Here is a 25,298-nt window from a genome sequence, read left to right as displayed (position 1 = left end):
CTAGAGGATTTTGAAATGTTCCGTCGAATCACACTGCTGATTCCCTTGTTGATCATCCTGAGCATGAGCGGCTGCATCATTTTCCCACACGGTGGTGGCTGGCATGACCACCGTTACTACGGTGGCGGCCCGGGTTACTACCACCGCTGATCACACGTGCGTCTCGCTCTCCCTGCGCAGAGCGAGACCGCTCAAGCCGTCGCTTATCCACCTGCCTTCAAAGGGCGCGTTTGGCCCGCCGATCACCGCCGGCACGAAACATTTTGCACCAAGCTTCTCGCCATCCTGCGGAACACTTTCAGCCAACCCACCACGGAATGGGCAGCCCTGATGCGCAATCAGATGCTCATCTCATTGAATGTGAAGGCCCCGCCGATGCTATTTCCTCTCGTTTATTTCGCAGCCACTCATACCCACACGCCACAACCTGCCCCTCGCGATAAACCCTCGCCTTACGATCCCCCATCCGATCTGACGCCAGACGGCAGTAACCGCAGAAAACACCCGCTGCACACTGACGGCGAGGTGACAATCAGTCGACTCATTGACTGGGATACATCGACCCCTGAAAAGCCGGAGATTATGAACAATTGGCTTTTAGTGGAAAGCGGTAACCATTCGGACCGTATCCATGTACGCAGTTGGCCCGGCGACAAGCTGCAAATCCTGATCAACGACAAGCCCTATTTTTTCGACATCAAAGAAAAACAGGGCCCGGAGCAGCACCTCTGGATCGAAACCCAAGGGGGCGATGACACGGTAATAATCGACGATGACGTCAAGCTTCGTGTTGACGTTGAAGGGGGCGATGGCAACGACTACATCCGGGCAGGCGGCGGCCGGAGCAGACTCTATGGCGGGAACGGCAAGGACTTCCTGCAACTGGGCAGTGGTCTCGGCTATGCCGAGGGCAATGACGGCGACGACACCATCCTTGGGGGAAGCGGCCATGCCGTGATGTATGGCAATAAGGGCATGGACCTGCTCATTGCCGGCGACGGTCCCGCCACCAAGCAGAGTTATCTGGACGGCGGCGACAACGAAGATGTACTCGTCTCAGGCAGCGGGCATACGGTTTCACATGGCGGCAATGACGATGACCTTCTTATAGGGCGCGACCGTACCACCTTCTATACAGGGAAAGGCCACGACACCATTTTGAATAATCAGCGCAAAGACCGTATCTACGCCAACGCCAGTGATCATTTCGACCGTACCCAAGGCTCGGCTTTCACCGAGGTCAAACCCAGCAACGCCGGCGAGCAGGCGTTCATCGTGAAAGACGGGCACCTGGAGTTCAAACAACGGGTAACCGACGACCTCGAATTCCTGCGCAGTTCGCCGCTAGGCCAACAGACCCTTGCCAAAATGGATGAACTCGCCGTGCTGAACGGCGGCAAAGTCACCATCGAACGAGGTGACTCGGGCAACACGTCATACATTTTCTGGAGAACTGATCAGGACGAGCTGACACCTGAGGCATACGAAGCTCTCACCCCATCGGAGCAGGGAATCATCCAAAATGGTGTGGCCGGTTTGGGCGCCAATAGTGCCCACATTTTTTATGACCCCCAGTCTACCCGGGAGCGAGCTGACGGTACCTTTACAGGGTTTCCCGTAACCGGCCTCTTTCACGAGATTGGGCATGCCTACAATGGCGCCACCGGCACGTTCCTGGCGGGTGAGAGTACCCAACGTCGGGAATCAGGCAGAACGGACGTCGTCCCGCATTTAGAACACCAAGTCGTTGGCCTGCCCAGCGATGCAGAACCTTTTGACCTCGATAACGACCCCGCCACGCCACCAAGCACCATTAATCCAAAACCCTTCACTGAGAACGGTCTGCTCGAAGAAATGGGTAAACCGCTTAGGAAAGAATACCTATTTGAAGCCAGTGCTCAGGGGGACGGTCTCTAGAACATGCTTCACACGCCGGCCAGTCAGCCATATCAACAACCTCAACCACGGCTGCCGAGCAGCAAAGCGCTGTGACCGAGTGGATCAACCGCAGCATGGTCCATATCCGACATATGGTCGAAGAGCGGGTGTAAAGCGGCCATGCCACTGAAACCAATACGCAAAGCCTGCTCAACGCCAATGCCTGGGTGATCGCGCTGATGAGCCGCTTCAAGGTGCAGTGATAAATTAATGAGACACTCCCGTGCAATGCATGGGAGTAGGTCTATCCTGACAGCTCCGGGTGCAGAGTTTCACCACACAGGAGGTGTTCCATGCGCGCTGTCGAGCAGTCGGTCCGCCTGGAGCGGATCAGTCAGGAACGCTTTATCCAAGCGCCTATCGAGGCTGTCTACAACTATGTAACCCAGCCCGATCGCTGGCACGAATGGCACCCGACCTCCCTCAGTGCCGACACCGGCACCACCGGTTCACTCTCCGCCGGCACGCGCTTTACCGAGGTGATCGACCTGCTGGGCGTGCGGGTGCCGATGAGTTACCGCGTGCAGATCGCCCGGCCGCCGGAAGAATTCAAGGCGGTATTCACCTCCCTGGCCGTCGACGGCTCGATTCACTACAGCCTGCACGCCTGTCGTGACGGCACGCTGTTCAAGCGCGTGTTGACCTATGAAACCGAACTGCAACTGGCCGGCTTGCACGAGCGCATGGTGGAGCTGTCCACGGTTGCGCTGGACCAGCTCAAGCAACGCTTGGAAAACCCCGCCTTCGTCGAATGAGCCAACATACCGTCGAGCTTCCGCACGGCCGCGATGCGCCTTAGTCTCGACGGCGAGCCTATCGACCCAACGACCGGACAGCCTGCAAACATCTCCGGCAACATCTTGACAAGGCAAAAGCGTAACCTCTATTGTCTGACAACCTGACTACCAAGGTTTTTTCCATGCTTGAGCTCCAGCGCCCTGACTCGCTCGTTGTACGGGTCGTCAGCGCCATCCGCGCCGAAATCGATTCTGGCCAATTGGCGCCCGAGTCGCGTTTGCCCACTGAACAGCAACTGGCTGAACAACTGAACGTCAGCCGCTCAGTGGTGCGCGAAGCCATTGCCCAACTCAAGGCCGACGGTGTGCTGACAGCCAAGCGTGGCCTGGGCTCATTTATCTCGCAAACCCCTGCGGGTACGGTGTTTCGCTTCCCGGAAAAAAACGGTCGTCGTCCGGACCTGGCGCAGATGTTCGAAGTGCGCCTGTGGATCGAAACCCAGGCCGCCTCGATCGCCGCCCAACGCCGTGATGCCGACGACCTGCAGCGCATGCAGAAGGCGCTGCAGGAAATGCACGACCAGCGCGCCGACTTCGAGGCCGCCGCCCTCGCCGATGTCGAGTTTCATCGCGCCATCGCCGAAGCCAGCAAGAATGACTACTTTGTCGCCTTCCACGACTTTCTGCGCAGCCAGTTGGCCAGTGCGCGCAAAACCGCCTGGGAAAACTCGGCGTCGCGTTTTGCCAGTGGCTCGGCCGACGCCACCCAGGAACACCAGGCGCTTTACCAGGCCATCGCCGATGGTGATGCCCAAGCGGCCGCAGCCAATGCCGAAGCGCACCTGCGCGCAGCGGCCAAACGCCTGCAACTTGAGCTGCCTGCCACGAATTGAATGATCCAAGCTTTGTGCAGCGTGCCTCAGGCACGCCATTTTTTTAACAAAAACATTAGTCTGACAACCTGATAAGCAGACTGAAATGTGCAGCCCTTAGGTACTCCAAACCATGATTTACGACTTCTGCATCATCGGCGGTGGCATCGTCGGCCTGGCCACTGCGATGGAGCTGCTCAAACGCCAGCCCAACGCCTCACTGGTGATCCTGGAAAAAGAAGCCTCGCTGGCCAAGCACCAGACCGGGCATAACAGTGGGGTGATTCACGCTGGCATCTACTACGCCCCCGGCAGCCTCAAGGCCGATCTGTGTAAACGCGGCGCCGAGGCCACCAAACGGTTTTGCCGCGAACACGGGATCAAGTTCGAGGTGTGCGGCAAGTTGCTGGTGGCCTCCACGCCCCTGGAAATGCAGCGCATGGAGGCACTTTATGCGCGCTCGCAGTTGAATGAGCTGAAGGTCGAACGCCTGGACGCCGACCAACTGCGCCAGCGCGAGCCCAACATCATCGGTCTGGGCGGCTTGTTTCTCGATGCGACCGGCATTGTCGATTACCGCGAAGTCTGCGAAACCATGGCCCAGGTAATTCGCCGACAAGGCGGTGAGATCTGCCTGGAGCGCACCGTCACCGCCATTTCGGAAGACACCGACAAGGTCACCGTCAACACCCGCGGCGAAGCCTGGCAAGCCAGGCACCTGGTGGTCTGCGCCGGCCTGCAGTCGGATCGGCTGGCGACGATGGCCGGGGTCAAGATCGACCACCAGATCATCCCCTTTCGCGGCGAATACTTCCGCCTGCCGGCCTCGAAGAACAACCTCGTCAACCACCTGATCTACCCGATTCCAGACCCGGAACTGCCGTTCCTCGGCGTGCACCTGACGCGGATGATCGACGGCAGCATCACCGTCGGCCCCAACGCCGTGCTGGGCCTGGGCCGGGAGAACTACCGCAAGTTCTCGATCAACTGGCGCGACGTGGCGCAGTACGCCAGCTTCCCCGGTTTCTGGAAAACCCTCTGGCAGAACCTGGGTTCGGGCAGCGTCGAGATGAAAAACTCACTGTTCAAGTCCGGCTACCTGGAGCAATGCCGCAAGTACTGCCCGTCGTTGAACCGCGAAGATCTGCTGCCCTACGAAGCAGGCATCCGCGCCCAGGCCGTGATGCGCGACGGCAGCCTGGTCCACGACTTTCTGTTCGCCCAGACGCCCCGCATGCTCCATGTCTGCAACGCGCCCTCACCCGCCGCCACCTCGGCGATTCCCATCGGCGAAATGATCGCCGATCGCATGTTCACACCCGGCTGACACCGCATCCCCGGCCCTTCCCGGGCCATCGCCACAAGCGTCACTTTGACAATAAATATAATGACTCAGAAGGAAGTACAGAATGACGGCAACACCGCATACCGCTGCCCCGGAAACGCCGGCACAAAGCAAAAAACGCCTGCGCAAAGTCGCCGCCGCCACGATCTTCGGATCGATGCTGGAGTGGTACGACTTTTACCTGTACGCCACCATGGCGGCCATCGTGTTCTCGAAGATCTTCTTCGACAACAGTGATCCGAAAACCGCCTCGCTCATGGCCTTTTCCACCTTCGCCATCGGCTTTATCGCCCGACCCTTCGGCGGCATTCTGTTCGGCTACCTGGGCGACAAGTTCGGCCGCAAACAGGTGCTGGTATTGACCTTCTGCATGATGGGCGTGTGTACCACGCTGATCGGCCTGATCCCCAGCTATGCCTCCATCGGCATCTGGGCGCCGATCATCCTGGTGTTCATCCGGATCATCCAGGGCCTGGGCGCCGGGGCCGAGTTGTCGGGCGCGGCGGTTACTTCCTACGAGCACGCGTCGGAAGGCAAGCGCGGCAGCCAGGGCGCCTGGCCGGCGTTGGGCCTGAACCTGGGCCTGCTCCTGTCGTCATTGACCGTGTACCTGCTGACCATCAATGGCAACGACTTCATGCTGGCAGGCGGCTGGCGTATCCCGTTCATCTGCAGTATCGCGTTGGTGGGCGTCGGCCTGTGGGTGCGCAACAGCATTCCGGAAACCCCGGAGTTCAAGGAGCTGAGCCAGGCACCCAAGGTCGCCAAGCCTTCGCCGCTCAAAGCGCTGTTCAAGAACGATCTCAAGGGGTTGGCGGTGGTGTTCTTCGTAGCCATTGGCTACAACGCCCTGAGCTATATCTTCAAGACGTTTTCCCTGGCCTACCTGACTCAATTCAAAGGCGTCGATGTGCACGTCACGTCGCTGTCGGTGACCATTGCCAGCCTGATCGCCATCGTCGCGGTGCCGTGCTTCGGCTGGCTGTGCGACAAATGGAGCAGCAAAAAAGTGCTGGTACTCGGCGGCGTCTGCTCGCTGTTGTTTGCCTACCCGTTCCTGGCCCTGCTCGACACTGGCGACAGCCTGATGATCTACATTGCCATCGGCGTCGGCACCGGCCTGCTCGCTCCCATGATGTTCGCGCCCCAGGGCTCGTTCTTAAGCCGTCAATTCCCGACCCAGACGCGTTCCTCGGGCTTCGGCACCGGCCGCGAAATCGGTACCGCTATCGCCGGCGGCCTGGCACCGCTGGGAGCCTTGTCCCTGGTGGCCGCGTCGCCGACCCACGCCACAGGCGGGGTGGTGATTATCCTCGCGATCGCGGCACTGCTGGTGGTGGTGTTCGCCCTGTGCGACCAGGGCCGTAAACACTCGACCTTCAAGAACTGAGCGAAAAACCTCGGTCGACTTCAGCGCGGGGGCCAGGCCATGGCCTGTGCCCTTGCGCATGACCGACGTCAAGGCCGCTCTTCACGTAACCGGGTAACCTAAAAATGTGAGATGAGTATTCACTCCCCCGAAGAAACCCTAGGAGCACCCGTTGAAAACCCGTCACTGCCTCGTCGTCCTCTTCCTGATCACGACGTTGACGTTACTCATGGATATACCGGTCGAGACATGGCTGACCTCAGCGACCCTCAGTTTGCTGCTCGGCACTTGCGCGCTGGTGTACATGGCGGCGTCCTGCGTACTGGCCAGTCGCTGGTCGGTGGTGGAGAACGTGTTTGGCGGCCTGGATCGCGTCTATGAAGTACACAAGTGGTTGGGCATCTGGGCGCTGGTGTTCGCCACGTATCACTTTGTGTTCAAAGCTAACCTGGATGTGTGGAACAGCGTGCCCATCCTGGAGCTGCCCAAATACTGGACGCGCCTCGTCCGTCAACTGAGCTACGTGGCGCTGGGCCTGATCGTGCTGTTGGCGTTGAACCGCAACATTCCTTACAACGTCTGGCGCTGGTGGCACAAGTTGTCTGGCCCGCTGTTCCTGATCGTGATCCTGCACGGGCTGAGTTTCAAATCGCCGATCACCCTGACCGCGCCATCGGGCGTCTGGTTGACCTTGTGCTGCAGCCTGGGCGTCATCGGAGCCCTCTATAAATTGGTGCTTTACCCCTGGGTTGGGCGTGCCGGCGAATACCGGGTGACGGCCGTCAACCGCGCCAACGGCGCGTTGCATTTGACACTGGCGCCAATTCACAAAGGGTTTGACTTCAAGGCCGGGCAATTCGCGTTCCTGGCCATGCAGGTCAAAGGGTTGCGCGAGCCGCACCCCTTCACGATCGCCAGCGCCAACCGTGAAAACGGGCAGATTGCGTTCATGATCAGAGGGTTGGGGGATTACACCAACGCCCTGGCAGACTGCGCCAAGGTCGGCATGCGCGCCGATCTCTATGCGCCTTACGGGCGCTTCAAGCGTGCCGTGCAGGCCGAACGGGAAATCTGGATCGGCGCCGGTGTGGGTATTTCGCCGTTTATTTCCTGGCTGCAAGACCCTGCCGCCAAAGACTTCGACAAAGCCACGCTGGTCTATTGCTTCACGCCCGCGCGCGCCTTCCCGCCGGCCGAACAGGTGCAGACCATGGCCCGCTTACGGGGTGCGCAATTTGTCAGTAATGCCGGCGGCCTCGAACGCTTGGCCGACACCCTGCGCCAAGCCGTGGCCGAGACCGACCCCGACAAAGTGCATATCAGCTTCTGCGGCCCCAAAGGCTTGCTGGTCAAGGTTCGCGAGCTGATGAACGCCCACCGGATTCCACCGGCCAACCTGCACAGCGAACGGTTCGAGTTTCGCTGAAACCACGGGACGCAGGTCAACCCAGCACCTGAAGGGGGTTTGGCGGTGGACGTAAACTGGCATGATAGCGCCCATCCCACAACCTTCTCTGACTTGCGAGACGCCCCATGAAAACCCCATTGCGACTGGCCCTGCTTTCAGCCCTGTTGACCACCGGCCTGGCCCAGGCGGCCGAGCTGATCCCCATCGACGTACACCGCGACGCCAACTGCGGTTGCTGCAAGCAATGGATCCGCCATCTGGAAAGCCACGGCTTCAAGGTCAATGATCACGTTGAAGCCGATATGAGCGCGGTCAAACAACGCCTCGGCGTCGCGCCGCGCCTGGGCTCGTGCCATACCGCCGTGATCGACGGCAAGTTCGTCGAAGGTCACGTACCCGCCGAGCACGTGTTGGCGCTGCGCAAGCGCGATGATCTGCTCGGTATCGCCGCGCCGGGCATGCCCATGGGTTCGCCCGGCATGGAAATGGACGGCCACGGCGACGCCTACCAAGTCATCGGCCTGACCCGCGACGGTAAAGATGTGGTGGTAGCCGACTACCCGGCACACTGATCGATGCTGACGGGTTACCTGGGGCTGTTTTTCGCGGCATTCGGCGCCGCCACCCTCCTGCCCTTGCAATCGGAAGCCGTGCTGGTGGGCCTGCTGCTCAGCGGGCATTACAGCCTGTGGTGGCTGCTAGGCATTGCGACGCTGGGCAACGTGCTCGGCTCGCTGGTCAATTGGCTGCTCGGGCGCTCGATCGAGCACTTCAAGGCGCGGCGCTGGTTTCCGGTCAACGCCCGGCAACTCGACAAGGCGCGCCGCCACTACGAACGCTGGGGGCATTGGACGTTATTGCTCAGTTGGGTGCCGATCATCGGCGACCCGCTGACCTTGATCGCCGGGGTGATGCGCGAGCCGCTGTGGCGCTTTTTGCTGCTGGTGACCCTGGCCAAGGGCGTGCGGTATGGCGTGCTGGCCGCGCTGACCCTGCACTGGGTGTTAATCCCCACTTAATCGCCTGCAAACAGCATCCGAGCTCCCCACTCGGAGCCCCGCCATGCCTCTACTGCGCACCTTTTGCGTTGCCGGCCTGCTCGCCGCCGGCGCAGCGCCCGTATTCGCCGCCACCGAAGGCCCCAGCTACGGGCCTGAACTGCAGGGTTTCCAATACCCTTATCCGGTTCAACACTTCCGTTTTCAGTCCCAGGGCAAATCCCTGCACATGGGCTACATGGACATCCCGGCCAACGGCACCGCCAACGGTCGCAGCGTGGTGCTGCTGCACGGCAAGAACTTCTGCGGCGCCACGTGGGAGGGTTCGATCAAGGCGTTGAGCGACGCCGGTTACCGCGTGATCGCACCCGACCAGATCGGCTTCTGCACCTCGAGCAAGCCCGACAGCTACCAGTACAGCTTCCAGCAACTGGCGATCAATACCCACCAACTGCTGGAAAAACTCGGCATTCAGAAGGTCACCCTGCTCGGCCACTCCACCGGCGGCATGCTCGCCACCCGCTACGCGCTGCTGTACCCAGAGCAAACCGAGCAACTGGCGCTGGTCAACCCGATCGGCCTGGAAGACTGGAAAGCCCTCGGCGTGCCTTATCGCAGCGTCGACCAATGGTACGAACGCGAATTGCAGGTGAGCGCCGACGGCATCCGCAGCTACGAGCGCGACACCTACTACGCCGGCCACTGGAAGCCCGAATACGAGCGCTGGGTACAGATGCTCGCCGGCATGAACAAAGGCCCCGGCCACACCCAGGTGGCATGGAACTCGGCGCTGATTTACGACATGATCTTCACCCAGCCGGTGTACTACGAGTTCAAGGACCTGCAGGTGCCCACGCTGCTGCTGATCGGCACCAGCGACACCACCGCCATCGGCAAAGACCTCGCGCCGCCGGCGGTGAAGGCAAAGATCGGGCACTACGCGGTACTGGGTAAACAGGTAGCCAAGTTGATCCCCCGCGCCACCCTGGTGGAATTCCCCGGCCTGGGCCACGCACCGCAGATGGAAGAACCGGCGCAGTTCCACAAGGCCTTGCTGCAGGGGCTCGACCACCTTTAATCCAACGTTATTAAGAGGCGCCCGCGTATGTCGCTACAGATCGCAGTCATTGATGATTGGCAAGACGTCGCCCGTGATGTGGTGGACTGGTCAGCCCTGGCGGCGCTCGGCCAGGTGCATTTTCTGCATGATTACCCGGCGGACACCGCCACGATGGTCGAGCGCCTGAAAGGCTTCGACGTGATCTGCGTGATGCGCGAACGTTCGACCTTCGATAGCCCGTTGCTGCAAGGCCTGCCCAACCTCAAGCTGCTGGTGACCGGTGGCATGCGCAACGCCGCCATCGACCTTGCCGCCGCCAAAGCCCTGGGTATCCAGGTGTGCGGCACCGACAGCTATAAACACGCGGCACCGGAGCTGACGTGGGCGTTGATCATGGCGTCCACGCGCAACCTGCTGGCCGAAGCCAATTCCCTGCGCGCCGGTCACTGGCAGGTGGGCCTGGGCGGCGACCTGCATGGCCAGACCCTGGGGATCCTGGGGCTGGGCAGCATTGGCCAGAAGGTCGCGCAATTTGCCCAGGTGTTCGGGATGCGGGTGATTGCCTGGAGTGAAAACCTTACACCGCAACGCGCGGCGGAATCCGGGGTGACGTGGGTCAGCAAGCGCGACTTGTTCGCACAGGCCGATATTCTCACCATCCACCTGGTCCTCAGCGAGCGTAGCCGTGGGCTGGTGGATGCCGAGGCGCTCGGCTGGATGAAGCCGACGGCACGCCTGGTCAATACGGCACGCGGGCCGATCGTGGACGAACCGGCGCTGCTGGAGGCCTTGAGCAACGGCCGCCTGGCGGGAGCCGCGCTGGATGTGTATGCCGAGGAGCCGCTGCCGGTCGATCATCCGTTGCGCCGTTTGCCGAACGTGCTGGCCACTCCCCATGTCGGGTATGTCAGCGAGCAGAATTACCGGCAGTTCTATCAGCAGATGATTGCCGATATCCAGGCTTGGGCCGCGGGCACGCCCATTCGCGTGCTCGGCTGACGCACCAATTCAGCGCGCGCGCACTGCTGTGACGAGGCGCCTGCTCCCGAAACGCCCCTGAAGCGGGGCGCCAGCCCACCAACCGGACCGCGCGCCCTCGCCACGCGCTATCCACCGATCGCCACGCGCCCACACCGTTTTCCAACGTCGCATATCGTTACAAGTTTTTTTGTCCTACAAAATTTCCACATAAACCCTACAGTCTTTAGGATTTGTCCTAGACTCAAGCTCGATGGGTCCGTTCAAAAACAAAAGCCCCGCAAAAAATCGAAACTTTCAAACTCTGCCGTAGGTCAGGTTTAGGGTAAGGCGTGCATAAGCGGTTCAGACCGAATGCCCGTCCATCCAATCTATTTCAGCTAACCGTGCAACTGGCACAAGCCTTGCCAGTTTGTATAGCGCTTGTGCGTCTGGCCGCAGGAAGCGGTCTTCGGAGCTAGTGGCAGCGGGCCACCAGCCAACCAACATGTGGGAGAGAACTATGATCAGTGCCGCAGTAGAAACTCAGGGAGAGCGTTTTAGTAAATCGGCAGGGGGGCCAACATCGTTGGTCGATCTGCCCAATGCTGTGCGGCCGGTCGTGAGTCATAACCCCAATCGAAAGAAAGTCTTGTTCGTCACTTCCGAATTTGCCGACCTGGTCAAGACCGGCGGCCTAGGCGACGTTTCCGCCGCCCTGCCCCGCGCCATGGGGCACTTGCACGATGTGCGCGTGCTGATCCCCGGTTACCCGCAGGTGATGGAAAGCGACAACCCGATCCATATCATCGGCGAACTGGGTGGCCACGCCGCGCTGCCGCCATGCAAGATCGGGCGCATGGACCTCAAGGATGGCCTGGTTATCTATGTACTGATCTGCCCCGAACTGTACGAGCGCGAAGGCACGCCCTATGGCGCCAACAACGGCCGCGACTGGCCGGACAACCACATCCGCTTCGCGCGCCTGGGCCTGGCCGCTGCCGACATGGCCGCCAACCTCGCCCAGATCCACTGGTGCCCGGACCTGGTGCATGCCCACGACTGGCCCGCCGGCCTGGCCCCTGCCTATATGCACTGGCGTGGGTCACGCACACCGACCCTGTTCACCATCCACAACCTGGCATACCAGGGCGTGGTCAGCCTGGCCTCCACGCCGGAGCTGGGCATTCCGCCCCATGCGCTGCAACAGGAAGGCATGGAGTTCTACGGCAAGATGTCGTTCCTCAAGGCGGGGATGGCCTACTCCAGCCACATCACCACCGTGAGCGCCACCTACGCCCAGGAAATCACCACCCCGGAATTCGGCTGCGGCCTGGACGGCTTTCTCGCCAGCAAGACCCAGCAAGGCTTGCTCAGCGGCATTCCCAACGGCATCGATGAAAGCTGGGAAGCCTCCACCGACACGCACCTGACCCACAACTTCAATATCGGCGATTGGGAAGGCAAGGCAGTCAACGCCGCCCACGTGCGCAACCTGTTTGGCCTGCATGACTCCACCGGACCGCTGTTCGCCGTGGTCTCGCGGCTGGTCTATCAAAAAGGCCTGGACCTGACCGAAGCGGTCGCCAGCTTTATCGTCGAGAACGGCGGCCAGATCGCGATCATCGGTCGTGGCGAGCCGGAAGAAGAACAGGCCATGCGCGAACTGGCGCTGCGCTTCCCGGGCCAGGTCGGTGTACGCATCGGCTTCAACGAAACCGACGCCCGCCGCATGTTTGCCGGCAGCGACTTCCTGCTGATGCCGTCGCGCTATGAACCGTGCGGCTTGAGCCAGATGTACGCGCAGCGCTTCGGCTCGCTGCCGGTGGCGCGCAACACCGGCGGCCTGGCGGACACCATCGAAGACGGCGTCACCGGGTTCCTGTTCAACGAGTCCACCGTGGACAGCTACCGCGAAGCCCTGAACCGTGCGTTCAAAGTGTTCGCCTACCCAGGCCTGCTCAACGCCATGCGCTGCCGGGCGATGACCCAACCGTTCAACTGGTGCCAGGCGGTCGAACCCTATGCCGAACTGTATGAACAACTGGTGGCCAAGGCGCTGGGGAAATCGACTAAATAATCAAGGGAGGTCTTCATAGATGCCGTTACGGACTCTGGAAACCTGGCCCCACGGCGCAATCATGCTGGACGCGCAACACACGCGTTTCGCCTTGTGGGCGCCAGACGCGTTTTATGTCAGCGTTGAATTGCAAGATGGCCGCTCGGTCGCCATGCTGCCCCAGGCAAATGGCTGGTTCGAAACGGAGATAAAGTGCCCCGCAGGCACGCGCTACCGCTACAACATCGATGGGGAAATGGATGTCCCCGATCCCGCATCCAGGGCCCAGGCCTCGGACGTGCATGGCTGGAGCCTGGTGGTCGACCCGCTCGCCTATGAATGGCGACACCACCCATGGCAGGGCCGCCCCTGGCATGAAGCGGTGATCTACGAACTGCATGTCGGCGCGCTGGGCGGCTTCGCAGCCGTCGAGCAGCACCTGCCACGCCTGGCCGAACTGGGCGTTACCGCGATTGAGTTGATGCCCCTGGCGCAATTCCCCGGCGAGCGCAATTGGGGCTACGACGGCGTGCTGCCCTACGCGCCGCACGCCGCCTACGGCAGCCCCGAACAGCTCAAGCATCTGATCGACAGCGCCCATGAACACGGGCTCGCGGTCTTGCTCGACGTGGTCTACAACCACTTCGGCCCCGATGGCAACTACCTGGGCCAGTACGCCAAAGACTTCTTCCAGCAAGATGTGCATACGCCATGGGGCGCCGGCATCGACTTCGAGCGGCGTGAAGTGCGGGATTTCTTTCTGGACAATGCCCTGATGTGGCTGCTCGACTACCGCTTCGACGGCCTGCGTCTGGATGCGGTACACGCCATCGACAACCCCGGTTTCCTGCGGGAACTGGCGCACCGGGTGCGCCAGCAGGTCGACATCGGCCGTCATGTTTGGCTGGTGCTGGAAAACGAACTGAACCAGGCCAGCCTGCTGAAACACGATTTCGATGCGCAATGGAACGACGACTTCCACAACGTATTGCATGTGCTGCTGACCGGCGAAACCGATGCCTACTACAGCGACTTTGCCCAAGCGCCTACCGCCAAACTCGCACGTTGCCTCAGCGACGGCTTTGTCTACCAGGGCCACACCACGCGCCACGGGCATGCACGCGGCGAACCCAGCAGCGGCTTGCCGCCCACCGCCTTCGTCGCGTTCTTGCAGAACCACGACCAGATCGGCAACCGCGCCCTCGGCGAACGCCTGCACCAACTGTGTTCGCCCCAGGCGCTGAAGGCGGCGACCACCTTGCTACTGATGTCGCCGATGATCCCGTTGCTATTCATGGGCGATGAAGTCAACGCCAGCGAGCCGTTTCTGTTTTTCACTGACCACCATGGCGAACTGGCTGAAGCGGTACGCGAAGGACGTCGCAATGAATTCGCCGATTTCGCCGCGTTCCACGACCCCGAGCGGCGCGAGCGGATTCCCGATCCCAACGCGCTGCCGACCTTCGAGCAATCGGCGCCGTCGTTCGCCGCCAACGAACACACCGAGTTCTATCGCCACCTGCTGCGCCTGCGCCACCAGCATATCGTGCCGCACCTGCCCGGCAGCGTGGCCCTCGGTGCGCAGGTGCTGGCAGACCGCGCCGTCAGTGCGCGTTGGCGCCTGGGCAATGGCAGCCTGTTACAGATCGACCTGAACCTGAGTGCCACGGCCCTGGATCACCCCGCTGCGCAGCATGTGCTGTTCCAAACGCCAGCGCATGACCACGCGCACCTGGCGCCCTTCAGCGCACGCGTTACCCTATCCCCTGTTGGAGAGCACCCTTGAGCGAAGCGAACCTGGAAATCCTCGCCGGCCGAGCGGGCCTGGCGGTCGATTGGATCGACGCAAACGGCCGCCCGCAACGTGTCAAACCGGACGCCCTGCGCGCCGTCCTCAAAGGCCTGGGCCACCCGGCCGACAGCGATGCCGAGATCGACGCCAGCCTGCGAGACCTGGAGCAAGTGCAACAGGACAAACACCTGCCGCCCTTGCTCACCGTCGACAGCGGCGAAGGCCTGGACCTGGCGCGCTACTTCGCGCCCGACACCGTCTGCAGGGTCAGCCTCGAGGAGGGCGAAGTCCTCGAATTACGCCTCGACGGCAACGCGGTACTGCCCGGCGTGATCGCCCTCGGCTACCACCAAGTGCATATCGCCGACCAGGCCTTCACCCTGGCCGTGGCCCCTCGTCACTGCTACAGCGTCGCCGATGCCGTCGACAGTCAAACCCCACGTGCCTGGGGCCTGAGCGCCCAGTTGTACGCCCTGCGCCGCCTCGGCGACGGCGGGTTCGGCGACACCCTGGCGCTGGAACACCTGGCCCGCTCGGCCGCCGAACGCGGTGCCGACGCCCTGGCGATCAGCCCGATGCACGCGATGTTCAGCGCCGACCCCGAGCGCTACAGCCCGTACTCGCCGTCGAGCCGACTGTTTCTCAATAGCCTGTACGCATCGCCCGGCTGCATCCTGGGTGAGCGCCAGGTGCGCAATGCCATCGAGGCCTGCGGTCTGGCCGACGAGCTGCACACCCTCGAACAACACACCCTGATCGACTGGCCCACCGCAGCCAAGGCCAAACACCGCCTGTTGCGTGCCCTGTACGACGACTTCCGCCACGGTCAACACCCGCAACACGCCGACTTCCTCAGTTTCCGCCAAGCGGGCGGTGAAGCCCTGGAGAACCACTGCCGTTTCGAAGCGGTCCAGGCCGCGCGCGCCGCCGCGGGCGAAGACCTCGACTGGCGCCATTGGCCAGAGCAATGGCGCAGCCCGCAAAGCCCGGCACTCCTGCGCTTCGCCGAGGAAAACCGCGACGACATCGGCTTCTACGCCTTCGGCCAATGGCTGATCGCGCGCTGCCTGGAACGCGCCCAACAAGCCGCCCGAGGCAGTGGCATGAGCATCGGCCTGATCGCCGACCTGGCCGTCGGCGCCGACGGTGGCGGCAGCCAGGCCTGGAGCCGCCAGGATGAATTGCTCGCCGGCCTGACCGTCGGCGCGCCGCCGGACATTCTCAACCGCGCCGGCCAGGGCTGGGGCATCTCCGCCTTCGCCCCGGAAGGCCTCAAGCGCCATGGCTTCCGTGCGTTTATCGAGATGCTGCGGGCCAATTTCGCCCATGCCGGCGGCTTGCGTATCGACCATGTGATGGGCCTGCAACGCCTGTGGGTGATGCCCATGGATGCCTCGCCCCAGGACGGCGCCTACCTGTATTACCCGGTGGACGATCTGTTGCGTCTGCTGGCGCTGGAATCGCACCGCCACCAGGCCATCGTCCTCGGCGAAGACCTCGGCACCGTGCCCGACGGCCTGCGCGACAAACTCATCGGCCGCTCGATTCTGGGCATGCGCGTGCTGCTGTTCGAACAAGGTCATGATGGCCAATTCAAGCCGATCCTCGACTGGCCGGACAACGCCCTGGCCACCACCAGCACCCACGACCTGCCAACCCTCAATGGCTGGTGGCACAGCCGCGACATCGACTGGAACGTCCAGCTCGGCCTGATCGATGCGCCCACCACGGAGCAATGGCGCGAGCACCGCCTGCGCGAACGCCAGGCACTGCGCCAGGCCTTGAGCCAGGACCCGCAGAACTTCGTCGATGAAGTGCGCAATGAAACCGACCACATGATCGATGCCAGCGTGCGCTACCTCGGCCACACCCGCGCGCCGCTGGTGCTGCTGCCGCTGGAAGATGCCTTGGGCCTCGAAGAACAAGCCAACCTGCCCGGCACCATCGACACCCACCCCAATTGGCGCCGCCGCCTGCCAGGCGAGGCGGCGAGCCTGCTCGACAATGCGGGTGCCGCGCGCCGCCTGGAACTGCTGGCGGTGGCACGCAATCAAGCCCATGAGCGTGACCGATGAAGGCTCTGCCCCTGCGCGCCAGCCAGCGCCTGCAGTTTCATAAAGGGTTCACCCTCGATGACGCGGTGGCTCTGGTGCCGTACTTTGCCCGGCTGGGCATCAGCCATTTGTATGCCTCACCGCTGCTCAGTGCCCGCGCAGGTTCCATGCATGGCTATGACGTGGTCGACCCCACCACCGTCAACCCGGAGCTGGGCGGCGAAGCGGCGTTGCGCCGCCTGGTGGCCGCCCTGCGCCAACACGACATGGGGCTGATCCTCGATATCGTGTCCAACCACATGGCCGTGGGCGGCGCCGACAACCCCTGGTGGCTCGACCTGCTGGAATGGGGCCGGTTGAGTCCCTACTGCGAATTCTTCGACATTCAATGGCACTCGCCCGACCCGCTGCTCAAGGGCCAATTGCTCATGCCGTTCCTCGCCAGCGACTACGGCGAAGCCCTGCAAACCGGCACGTTGACCCTGCACTTCGACGCCGCGCACGGCAGTTTTTCCGTCGAGCACTACGAACACCGCTTCCCGATCTGCCCACAAGATTACGCGACGATTCTGGGCGCCGATGAACTGCTCAAGCCCCTCGCCGACCGCTTCAGCACCCTCGCCTACCAGAGCGATGCCTACGCCGAAGCGGCCTGGCTCAAACAAGCCCTGGCCGAACGCGCCACCGACAACGCCGTGCGGCAGGCCATCGAACAGCGGCTGGGCACCTTCGACGCACGCCAGCCCGACGGGTTCCAGCGCCTGCACGGGCTGTTGGAGCAACAGGCCTATCGCCTGGCCAGTTGGCGCACCGCGGCGGACGATATCAACTGGCGGCGCTTCTTCGATGTCAACGATCTGGGCGGCCTGCGCGTAGAACGCAGTGCCGTGTTCGAAGCCACCCACGGCAAGATCTTCGAGTTGATCAGCCAGGGGCTGGTCGATGGCCTGCGCATCGACCATATCGACGGGCTGGCCGACCCACGCGGGTATTGCCGCAAGCTGCGGCGGCGGGTCGATACGCTGTCGCCCGAGCGTCACCTGCCGATTTTCGTCGAAAAAATCCTCGGCGAAGGCGAAACCCTGCGCGAGGACTGGCAGGTGGACGGCACCACCGGTTACGAATTCATGAACCAGCTGTCGCTGCTGCAACACCGCCCGCAAGGCTTCGCAACGCTGGCCGAGCTGTGGACCCGGCACAGCGAACGGCCGTCGGCCTTTATCGAAGAAGCCTGGCTGGCGCGCCGGCAGATCCTCAACGGCTCCCTCGCCGGCGACTTCGAAAGCGTGGCCCAGGCCTTGCTGCAAGTGGCCCGCGACGACGTGATGAGCCGCGACCTGACCCTCGGCGCGATCCGCCGCGCCCTGCAGGAACTGATCGTGCATTTCCCGGTGTACCGCACCTACATCAGCGCCTGTGGCCGCAGCGAACGCGACGACACGTTTTTCCTGCAAGCCCTGGCGGGCGCGCGCAGCACCTTGAGCGAAGGCGACTGGCCGGTGCTGGACAACCTGGAAAAATGGTTGGGCGGCCAACCGTGGCGCAATCGCCCGCTCGGCCGCGAGCGCAAGCTGCTCAAGCACGCCTGCGTGCGCTTCCAGCAATTGACCTCGCCGACCGCCGCCAAAGCCGTGGAAGACACCGCGTTCTATCGCTCGGCGGTGTTGCTGTCGCGCAATGACGTGGGCTTCAGTACCGAACAGTTCAGCGCACCGCTGGCCGATTTTCACGCGGCCAATCAGCAGCGCTTGCAGGCGTTCCCCGACAACCTGCTGGCCACCGCCACCCACGACCACAAACGCGGTGAAGACAGCCGCGCCCGCCTCGCCGTGTTGAGTGAGTGCGCAGGGTGGTATGCCGAACAGGTGACGCATTGGCGCCGCCTCGCCGCGCCGTTGCGCAACGACGCCAGCAGCCCATCGGCAGGCGATGAGTTGATCCTCTATCAGGTACTGCTCGGCAGTTGGCCGCTGGACCTGCACCTGGACGACCGGCCGGCACTCGAAGCCTATCAACAACGCCTCTGGCAATGGCAACAAAAGGCCCTGCGCGAAGCCAAGTTGCTGAGCAGTTGGAGCGCGCCCAACGAGGCTTACGAACAGGGCGTGGAAACGTTTCTCACGCGCCTGCTGCTCAGCGACGCAGGCCGCGCACTGCGCACCGCCATCGGCGCCGCCGCCCAAGCGATTGCCCCCGCTGGCGCGCTCAATGGGCTGGCGCAATCCTTGCTTCGAGTCACAGTGCCGGGTGTGCCGGACCTGTACCAGGGCAATGAGTTCTGGGACTTCAGCCTAGTCGACCCGGACAACCGCCGCCCGGTGGATTTCAACGCACGGCAGCACGCGCTGGCTACCCCACCGGACATCGGCAAGCTGTTGTTCAACTGGCGGGACGGGCGTATCAAACAAGCCTTGATCGCCCAGGTGCTGGCCTTGCGCAAGGCCCATCCTGAACTGTTCCATCGGGGCAGCTACACGCCCCTGGACGTGGTCGGTCGACATGCCGAGCACGTGGTCGCGTTCTGCCGCGAATACCAGGGCAAACGCGCACTGGTGGTGGTGCCGCGCTGGCCCTATCGCCTGCTGGAAAACGGTGTGCATCCCCAGGTCAATGCGCGGGTTTGGGGCGATACCCGAGTGAAATTACCGTTCGCCGCGCCAACCGAAAACTGGAAGGGACTTTTTCATACACGCGCAGTCACACCAGACAAGGAGCTGTTGATCAGCACTGCGCTGGGGGATTTCCCGGTCAACGTCTTTATCGATCCTGATGATCAATCAAGCTGAAATTTTCTGCGAGGAACATTGTGATGAGTACTGAAGACAAACGTGTTCGCGAATTCGCGTATCAGATCTGGGAATCGGAGGGCAAGCCGCAAGGTCAGGATGCGCGCCATTGGGAAATGGCCCGCAAGTTGGCAGAAGCCGAAGCGCTGACACCCAGCAAGCCCAAACCCGCCGCCAAACCGAAAACCGCGCCCAAGCCGGCAGCAAAAGCCAAGCCGCCGGCAGCGGCCGCAGGCAAACCGGCCACGCCAGCGGCTAAAAAGCCGGCGGCCACAAAAAAGCCCAAGCCGTAAGCCCTGTGCCGTCATGAACCTCCGGCCGGCAACCCCGGCCGGAGGTCAGCCACTTGCCCGATTGTTAGCTGACCCCTCGTCAGCAGGGCTACGTTCGGCCCGAAAAAAGACCCATGCAGGAGCAACACAATGAGCAAAGCCGATAAAAAACAGGCCCCCCCGGCCCACGAACCATCGCGGATTCGCGAAGGTTTGCCCTTCCCCCTGGGGGCGACCTGGGACGGCCTGGGTGTCAACTTTGCCCTGTTCTCGGCCAACGCTACCAAAGTCGAGTTATGCCTGTTCGACGACGCTGGCGTGGTCGAGCTGGAACGTATCGAACTCCCCGAATACACCGATGAAATCTTCCACGGCTACTTGCCCGACGCCCACCCCGGGCTGATTTACGGCTACCGTGTGTACGGCGCGTATGACCCGGCCAACGGCCACCGTTTCAACCACCACAAATTGCTGATCGACCCCTACGCCAAACAGCTGGTGGGCGAGCTCAAATGGTCCGAGGCGCTGTTTGGCTACACCATCGGCCACCCCGACGACGACCTCAGTTTCGACGAACGCGACAGTGCGCCCTTCGTGCCCAAGTGCAAGGTCATCGACCCGGCGCACACCTGGGGCGACGACCAACCGGTGCGCGTGCCATGGGACCGCACGATCATTTATGAAACCCACCTGCGCGGCATCAGCATGCGTCACCCCTCGGTCGGCGAGGCCGTGCGCGGCACCTGCGCCGGGCTGATGGAAGACGATCTGCTCAAGCACATCCGCCAGTTGGGTATTTCTTCCGTGGAACTGTTGCCGGTACACGCCTTTGTCAACGACCAGCATTTGCTGGAAAAAGGCATGACCAACTACTGGGGCTACAACAGCATCGCCTTCTTCGCCCCGGACCCGCGCTACCTGGCCAGCGGCAAGATCGCCGAGTTCAAGGAGATGGTCGCGCACCTGCACGAAGCCAAGCTGGAAGTGATTCTCGACGTGGTCTACAACCACACCGCCGAAGGCAACGAGCGCGGCCCGACCCTGTCCATGCGCGGCATCGACAACGCTTCCTACTACCGCCTGATGCCGGACGACAAGCGCTTCTATATCAACGACTCCGGCACCGGCAACACCCTCGACCTGAGCCACCCGTGCGTGCTGCAGATGGTCACCGACTCCCTGCGTTACTGGGCCACCGAGATGCACGTCGACGGTTTCCGCTTCGACCTGGCGACCATCCTCGGCCGTTATCGTGACGGGTTCGACGAGCGCCACAGTTTCCTCGTCGCCTGCCGTCAAGACCCGGTGCTGCGCCAGTTGAAACTCATCGCCGAACCCTGGGACTGCGGCCCCGGCGGCTATCAGGTGGGCAACTTCCCGCCGGGCTGGGTGGAATGGAACGACCGCTTCCGCGACACCGTGCGCGCCTTCTGGAAAGGCGATGACGGCCAGTTGGCGGACTTCGCCGGGCGTATGACCGCATCCGGCGAGATGTTCAACCACCGTGGCCGCCGGCCTTACAGCTCGGTGAACTTCATCACCGCCCACGACGGTTTCACCCTGCATGACCTGGTGTCGTACAACGACAAGCACAACGAAGCCAACGACGAAAACAATCAGGACGGCAGCAACAACAACCTGTCCTGGAACCATGGCGTCGAAGGCCCCACCGACGACCCGGAAATCAACGCCCTGCGCCTGCGCCAGATGCGCAACTTCTTCGCCACCCTGCTGCTCGCCCAAGGCACGCCGATGCTGGTGGCCGGGGATGAGTTCGCGCGCACCCAGCACGGCAACAACAACGCCTACTGCCAGGACAGCGAGATCGGCTGGGTCAACTGGGAGCTGGACGATGACGGCAAGGCGCTGCTCAAGTTCGTCAAGCGCGTGATCAAACTGCGCATGACGTACCCGATCCTGCGCCGTGGCCGCTTCCTGGTGGGCGACTACAACGAAGACATCGGCGTGAAGGACGTCACCTGGCTCGCGCCGGATGGCAACGAGATGAGCACCGAACAGTGGGAAGACAGTCACGGCCGTTGCCTGGGCATGCTGATGGATGGCCGCGCCCAGGAGACCGGGATTCGCCGTCCGGGTGGCGATGCCACGTTGTTGCTGGTGGTCAACGCCCATCACGACTTGGTCAATTTCCGCCTGCCCCCCGTGCCGGAAGGCCAGTTCTGGACCTGCATGCTCGACACCCATGACACGACGATACGCGGGCAGGAACGCTTTGATTTCCACCATGAGTACGCGGTCACCGGGCGCTCGCTGCTGCTGTTTGAACTGCAGCACGACGAAGAGGTGTGACATGGGCCTGCATGGATTCCTTCAAGGCTACCAAGGCTATGCGGATACGCAGGCCCTGGGCGCGGCCTTGAAGGCGCTGCAGGCCGAGGGGCTGGACCGCCTGCCGCTCCCCGGCAGCGGCCAGACCCTCGAACGGTTCAGCCGCTTGGCCCAGGTCGCCGGACACGACCTGCGCTTGTGCAAGTTGTTCGAAGGTCACACCGATGCCTTGGCAATCATTGCCGAGCTGCGCAGCCCCTTGCCGCCGGAGGGCAGCCTCTGGGGCATGTGGGCAGCAGAACCGCCGACGGCCAGGGTGCGGGCGCGGCGCAACGGCCATCGTCTGGTGCTGCAGGGGCGTAAAGCCTGGTGTTCGGGGGCGGCGGTGGTCAGCCATGGGTTGTTGACCGCCTGGGACGAGGAGGATCGCCAGCAATTGGTCGCAGTGGAGATGGGCCAGCCCGGCATCTGCGTGACCGATGAGGGGTGGCAGGCGGTAGGCATGGCGGCCACCGGCAGTGTCGATGTCCTGTTCGAGGCGGCCAGCGGGATTGGCATCGGCAGGCCCGGCGACTACCTCGCCCGCCCCGGCTTCTGGCAAGGCGCCGTCGGTATCGCAGCGTGCTGGTATGGCGCGGCGCAACGCCTGGCTGAAGTGCTGCGCGAGCAGTGCAACAGGCGTGCGGAACCGCATGCCCTGGCCCACCTCGGTGCGGTCGACAGCGCCTTGAACAGTGCCGCCTGCGTGCTGCGCGCCAGTGCGCGGCAGATCGACCGCGCCCCGCTGGCCGATGCCAGGCAACTGGCCCAACAGGTACGCGCGTCTCTCGAAGACACGGTTGAACAGGTCATGCGCCACGTCGGTCGCGCCGCCGGTGCGGGGCCTTTTTGCAAAGATCCGCACTTTGCCCAACTGATGGCGGACCTGCCGGTGTATGTACGTCAAAGCCATGCCGAGCGTGACCTGGCCGCCCTCGGTGAACAGGTTGCCGCCGAGCCACCTGGGAGGTGGCAGTTATGAAAGCCAATCCGATCGTGGGCCAGGGCACGTCGCTGCATCAGTGGCAGACCTCGTCCCACATGGCCGAACTGGCGCCGATCAGCGTCGAACAGTTGGTACCCGAAGGGCATCGCGCAGTGATCATCGCACCGCACCCGGACGATGAAGTGCTGGGCTGCGGCGGCCTGTTGCAAGGCTTGGCCGCACTGGGTCGGGCGATCCAGTTGATCTCCGTCACCGATGGCAGCGCCAGTCACCCCGGTTCGCGGCGCTGGTCGGTGGAACGCCTCAGCGTGGTGCGCCCGCAGGAGTCGGCCCAGGCCTTGCACCGCCTCGGCTTGCCGCTGCACCGGTTGAAGTGGCTGCGCGCCGGGTTTACCGACAGCCAGGTCGCCGCCCGCGAAGCGCAGTTGGCCGCGTTCATTGAGCGCCACCTCAAACCCAGGGACGTGGTGTTCACCACCTGGCGCGAAGACGGCCACTGCGACCATGAAGCCGTCGGCCGCGCCAGTGCCAGTGCCGCACTGGCGGTCGGCGCGACCCTGTACGAGTTGCCCGTGTGGACCTGGCACTGGGCAACCCCGGAAGACAGCCAGGTACCGTGGCATCGCGCGCGCAAACTCCCGCTGAGTTGCCAAGTCGTCGCGCGCAAGCGCCATGCCATCCACGCGTTCGCCAGCCAATTGGAGGGCGATCCGCAGATCGGCTTGCCGCCGGTGCTGGCACCGTATGTCGTCGAGCGTTTGCTGCAGCCTTTTGAAGTGGTGTTTGTATGAGCGTGGCGACACCGTATTTTGATCGGCTGTTCGCCGACAACGATGACCCTTGGGCCTTCCGTCAACGCTGGTACGAGCAGCGCAAGCGCGCGCTGACCTTGGCGCTGTTGACCCGCCCGCGTTACGCCGCGATTTTTGAGCCCGGCTGCGCCAATGGTGAACTGAGCGTCGAACTGGCGCCGCGTTGTGACCGCCTGGTGTGCTGCGATACCGCGGCCGCAGCAGTGGCCCTGGCCAAGACACGTCTGATGGGATTTCCCCATGCCCAGGTGCAGCAGAGTCGCCTGCCCGCACAGTGGCCTGACGGCCGCTTCGACCTGATCGTGCTGAGCGAGCTGTGTTACTACCTCGACGCCGATGACCTCACCCGCCTGATCGACTGCGCCCTCGCCGCGCTGAGCGACGACGGTCAACTGCTGGCCTGTCACTGGCGCGCGCCGATCGACGGCTGCCCGCAAACCGCCGCCCAAGTGCACGCGCTGCTCGAGCAACGGCTGGCCATGCCGTGTGTTGCGCGGCACCACGACAGTGACTTCCTGCTCGACCTCTGGAGCCGCGACGGTACGTCGGTCGCCACCCATGAGGGCCTGCGTTGAGCGGCCTGAAACGGGCCCGTTAAAAAAAATCGAAGTTACAAGATGTGAAAGCAGCGAATCCTTGTCTATGCTGAGGACGCCTTGCTGGCAATCCAGGATTGAAATGCCGAGCAATCGCTGCAGCGGAGCCTGCGGCGACTAAAAAGAGCGTCGTCCCGTCCACGGGCTACGACCCAGCATCAATTGACAAGGACGTGCCCGCCATGAAACCCGCCTCCCTCAGCGAAAGCCGCCGCGGTCCAGCGCAGATCTGGAACAGTGCCCCGCAGTTGGCGCAAATCCCCGCCATTCATCCTCACTCGCTGGTGCCTGCGGGTGCGCGAGTGGTCATCGTCGCGCCCCACCCCGGCGATGAAGTGTTGGCCTGTGGCGGTTTGCTGCAACGGCTGAGCACCCTCGAACACCCGATGCTGTTGATTTCCATCACCGACGGCAGCGCCAGCCACCCCGGCTCGAATGTCTGGCCGGCGAGGCGCTTGAGCGTGGTGCGGCCCCAGGAAAGCGTCGAAGCGCTGCGCCGGCTGGGCATGCCGCTGCACAGCCTGAAGTGGATTCGCGGCGGCTTTCGCGATGACGCGCTGGCCGCCAGCGAACACCCCATGAGCCAACTCATCGCCCGATATCTGCAGCCCGGCGATGTGGTCTTCAGCACCTGGCGCAACGACGGCAACGCCGACCACGACGCCGTCGGCCGTGCCAGCGCCAAGGCATGCAGCCTGGTCGGGGCACGTCTGTATGAGCTGCCGATCTGGGCCTGGCATTGGACGGCGCGCGAAGGTTCGATGATCCCCTGGCAGCGTGCGCGCAAGGTGCGCCTCGACACCTGGAGCGTGGCGCGCAAGCTGCATGCGGCCCATGCCTATGCCAGCCAACTGGCCGGAGACCCGGAGATCGGGCTCGCGCCGATGCTCGCTCAGGTGTTGCTGGAGCGGATGCGCGAGCCCTATGAGATCGTGTTCGTCTAGAAATCCACTCGTCTATACCTGTTAT

The 25,298-nt window shown here is 62.9% G+C and carries 21 protein-coding genes and 1 pseudogene; all 22 read left to right on the top strand.

The features are described from left to right. Positions 1-15: 15 nt before the first annotated feature. Positions 16-150, top strand: coding sequence for a hypothetical protein (locus tag ACP7E3_RS16365; protein ID WP_017846380.1), 135 nt, complete (start codon positions 16-18; stop codon positions 148-150). 6 nt (positions 151-156) lie between these two features. Next, positions 157-1,917: a M91 family zinc metallopeptidase gene (locus ACP7E3_RS16360; protein WP_426123715.1), complete on the top strand. Its 1,761-nt coding sequence runs from the start codon at positions 157-159 to the stop codon at positions 1,915-1,917. Positions 1,918-1,949: 32 nt separating this feature from the next. Next, positions 1,950-2,141, top strand: a pseudogene (locus ACP7E3_RS16355) (hypothetical protein); the annotation flags it as partial. A 90-nt stretch (positions 2,142-2,231) separates the two neighbouring features. After that, the gene (locus ACP7E3_RS16350) at positions 2,232-2,693 is read left to right on the top strand and encodes an SRPBCC family protein (RefSeq protein ID WP_017846383.1); all 462 of its coding nucleotides are present in this window, start codon (positions 2,232-2,234) and stop codon (positions 2,691-2,693) included. A gap of 164 nt (positions 2,694-2,857) precedes the next feature. Next, a complete protein-coding gene (locus tag ACP7E3_RS16345) occupies positions 2,858-3,568 on the top strand; it encodes a FadR/GntR family transcriptional regulator (RefSeq protein ID WP_017846384.1) in 711 nt (236 codons plus the stop codon). Positions 3,569-3,680: 112 nt separating this feature from the next. Then, positions 3,681-4,874: an L-2-hydroxyglutarate oxidase gene (gene lhgO, locus ACP7E3_RS16340; RefSeq protein ID WP_017846385.1), complete on the top strand. Its 1,194-nt coding sequence runs from the start codon at positions 3,681-3,683 to the stop codon at positions 4,872-4,874. An 82-nt stretch (positions 4,875-4,956) separates the two neighbouring features. Next, the gene (locus ACP7E3_RS16335) at positions 4,957-6,282 is read left to right on the top strand and encodes an MFS transporter (RefSeq protein WP_046383588.1); all 1,326 of its coding nucleotides are present in this window, start codon (positions 4,957-4,959) and stop codon (positions 6,280-6,282) included. A gap of 151 nt (positions 6,283-6,433) precedes the next feature. Next, positions 6,434-7,687, top strand: a complete 1,254-nt coding sequence (locus tag ACP7E3_RS16330) for a ferredoxin reductase family protein (RefSeq protein WP_426123711.1) — start codon at positions 6,434-6,436, stop codon at positions 7,685-7,687. A 107-nt stretch (positions 7,688-7,794) separates the two neighbouring features. Further along, positions 7,795-8,241 (top strand): DUF411 domain-containing protein, encoded by a 447-nt coding sequence (locus tag ACP7E3_RS16325; protein WP_046383590.1) that lies wholly within the window; start codon positions 7,795-7,797, stop codon positions 8,239-8,241. A gap of 3 nt (positions 8,242-8,244) precedes the next feature. Beyond that, positions 8,245-8,688: a YqaA family protein gene (locus ACP7E3_RS16320; protein ID WP_017846389.1), complete on the top strand. Its 444-nt coding sequence runs from the start codon at positions 8,245-8,247 to the stop codon at positions 8,686-8,688. A gap of 43 nt (positions 8,689-8,731) precedes the next feature. Continuing rightward, positions 8,732-9,745 (top strand): alpha/beta fold hydrolase, encoded by a 1,014-nt coding sequence (locus tag ACP7E3_RS16315; protein WP_169865281.1) that lies wholly within the window; start codon positions 8,732-8,734, stop codon positions 9,743-9,745. A 27-nt stretch (positions 9,746-9,772) separates the two neighbouring features. Beyond that, positions 9,773-10,726 carry a D-2-hydroxyacid dehydrogenase family protein gene (locus ACP7E3_RS16310; protein ID WP_017846391.1) on the top strand — a complete coding sequence of 318 codons (954 nt, stop codon included), beginning with the start codon at positions 9,773-9,775 and terminating at the stop codon, positions 10,724-10,726. Positions 10,727-11,207: 481 nt separating this feature from the next. Further along, positions 11,208-12,764, top strand: coding sequence for a glycogen synthase GlgA (glgA, locus tag ACP7E3_RS16305; protein WP_079443969.1), 1,557 nt, complete (start codon positions 11,208-11,210; stop codon positions 12,762-12,764). A 19-nt stretch (positions 12,765-12,783) separates the two neighbouring features. Then, on the top strand, positions 12,784-14,529 hold the full coding sequence (treZ, locus tag ACP7E3_RS16300; RefSeq protein WP_426123708.1) for a malto-oligosyltrehalose trehalohydrolase: 1,746 nt from the start codon (positions 12,784-12,786) through the stop codon (positions 14,527-14,529). Then, a complete protein-coding gene (malQ, locus tag ACP7E3_RS16295; protein WP_057004598.1) occupies positions 14,526-16,610 on the top strand; it encodes a 4-alpha-glucanotransferase in 2,085 nt (694 codons plus the stop codon). Before treZ ends, malQ begins: the two co-directional genes overlap by 4 nt. Beyond that, a complete protein-coding gene (locus ACP7E3_RS16290; protein ID WP_426123706.1) occupies positions 16,607-19,375 on the top strand; it encodes a malto-oligosyltrehalose synthase in 2,769 nt (922 codons plus the stop codon). Before malQ ends, ACP7E3_RS16290 begins: the two co-directional genes overlap by 4 nt. 23 nt (positions 19,376-19,398) lie before the next feature. Beyond that, positions 19,399-19,668: a DUF2934 domain-containing protein gene (locus ACP7E3_RS16285; protein ID WP_017846396.1), complete on the top strand. Its 270-nt coding sequence runs from the start codon at positions 19,399-19,401 to the stop codon at positions 19,666-19,668. A gap of 129 nt (positions 19,669-19,797) precedes the next feature. After that, entirely contained in the window at positions 19,798-21,957 is a 2,160-nt protein-coding gene (gene glgX, locus ACP7E3_RS16280) for a glycogen debranching protein GlgX (RefSeq protein WP_046383598.1), read from the top strand. A 1-nt stretch (position 21,958) separates the two neighbouring features. Further along, positions 21,959-22,957, top strand: coding sequence for an acyl-CoA dehydrogenase (locus ACP7E3_RS16275; protein WP_177030398.1), 999 nt, complete (start codon positions 21,959-21,961; stop codon positions 22,955-22,957). Beyond that, a complete protein-coding gene (locus tag ACP7E3_RS16270; protein WP_017846399.1) occupies positions 22,954-23,712 on the top strand; it encodes a PIG-L deacetylase family protein in 759 nt (252 codons plus the stop codon). The genes ACP7E3_RS16275 and ACP7E3_RS16270 overlap by 4 nt, the downstream gene beginning before the upstream one ends. Continuing rightward, a complete protein-coding gene (locus ACP7E3_RS16265; RefSeq protein WP_057004601.1) occupies positions 23,709-24,308 on the top strand; it encodes an SAM-dependent methyltransferase in 600 nt (199 codons plus the stop codon). The genes ACP7E3_RS16270 and ACP7E3_RS16265 overlap by 4 nt, the downstream gene beginning before the upstream one ends. A gap of 203 nt (positions 24,309-24,511) precedes the next feature. Then, a complete protein-coding gene (locus ACP7E3_RS16260; RefSeq protein ID WP_057004602.1) occupies positions 24,512-25,273 on the top strand; it encodes a PIG-L deacetylase family protein in 762 nt (253 codons plus the stop codon). The last annotated feature ends 25 nt before the right edge of the window (positions 25,274-25,298 follow it).

This window comes from Pseudomonas sp. PSPC2-3 (assembly GCF_049898265.1).
GTDB lineage: Bacteria > Pseudomonadota > Gammaproteobacteria > Pseudomonadales > Pseudomonadaceae > Aquipseudomonas > Aquipseudomonas veronii.
This window is presented reverse-complemented; position numbering and strand designations above follow the sequence as displayed.

Bases quoted from the DNA above. Each gene is read 5' to 3' on its own strand.
- ACP7E3_RS16365 (WP_017846380.1), top strand. From the start codon at position 16: ATGTTCCGTCGAATCACACTGCTGATTCCCTTGTTGATCATCCTGAGC.
- ACP7E3_RS16350 (WP_017846383.1), top strand. From the start codon at position 2,232: ATGCGCGCTGTCGAGCAGTCGGTCCGCCTGGAGCGGATCAGTCAGGAA.
- ACP7E3_RS16345 (WP_017846384.1), top strand. From the start codon at position 2,858: ATGCTTGAGCTCCAGCGCCCTGACTCGCTCGTTGTACGGGTCGTCAGC.
- lhgO (WP_017846385.1), top strand. From the start codon at position 3,681: ATGATTTACGACTTCTGCATCATCGGCGGTGGCATCGTCGGCCTGGCC.
- ACP7E3_RS16335 (WP_046383588.1), top strand. From the start codon at position 4,957: ATGACGGCAACACCGCATACCGCTGCCCCGGAAACGCCGGCACAAAGC.
- ACP7E3_RS16325 (WP_046383590.1), top strand. From the start codon at position 7,795: ATGAAAACCCCATTGCGACTGGCCCTGCTTTCAGCCCTGTTGACCACC.
- ACP7E3_RS16320 (WP_017846389.1), top strand. From the start codon at position 8,245: ATGCTGACGGGTTACCTGGGGCTGTTTTTCGCGGCATTCGGCGCCGCC.
- ACP7E3_RS16315 (WP_169865281.1), top strand. From the start codon at position 8,732: ATGCCTCTACTGCGCACCTTTTGCGTTGCCGGCCTGCTCGCCGCCGGC.
- ACP7E3_RS16310 (WP_017846391.1), top strand. From the start codon at position 9,773: ATGTCGCTACAGATCGCAGTCATTGATGATTGGCAAGACGTCGCCCGT.
- glgA (WP_079443969.1), top strand. From the start codon at position 11,208: ATGATCAGTGCCGCAGTAGAAACTCAGGGAGAGCGTTTTAGTAAATCG.
- treZ (WP_426123708.1), top strand. From the start codon at position 12,784: ATGCCGTTACGGACTCTGGAAACCTGGCCCCACGGCGCAATCATGCTG.
- ACP7E3_RS16290 (WP_426123706.1), top strand. From the start codon at position 16,607: ATGAAGGCTCTGCCCCTGCGCGCCAGCCAGCGCCTGCAGTTTCATAAA.
- ACP7E3_RS16285 (WP_017846396.1), top strand. From the start codon at position 19,399: ATGAGTACTGAAGACAAACGTGTTCGCGAATTCGCGTATCAGATCTGG.
- glgX (WP_046383598.1), top strand. From the start codon at position 19,798: ATGAGCAAAGCCGATAAAAAACAGGCCCCCCCGGCCCACGAACCATCG.
- ACP7E3_RS16275 (WP_177030398.1), top strand. From the start codon at position 21,959: ATGGGCCTGCATGGATTCCTTCAAGGCTACCAAGGCTATGCGGATACG.
- ACP7E3_RS16270 (WP_017846399.1), top strand. From the start codon at position 22,954: ATGAAAGCCAATCCGATCGTGGGCCAGGGCACGTCGCTGCATCAGTGG.
- ACP7E3_RS16265 (WP_057004601.1), top strand. From the start codon at position 23,709: ATGAGCGTGGCGACACCGTATTTTGATCGGCTGTTCGCCGACAACGAT.
- ACP7E3_RS16260 (WP_057004602.1), top strand. From the start codon at position 24,512: ATGAAACCCGCCTCCCTCAGCGAAAGCCGCCGCGGTCCAGCGCAGATC.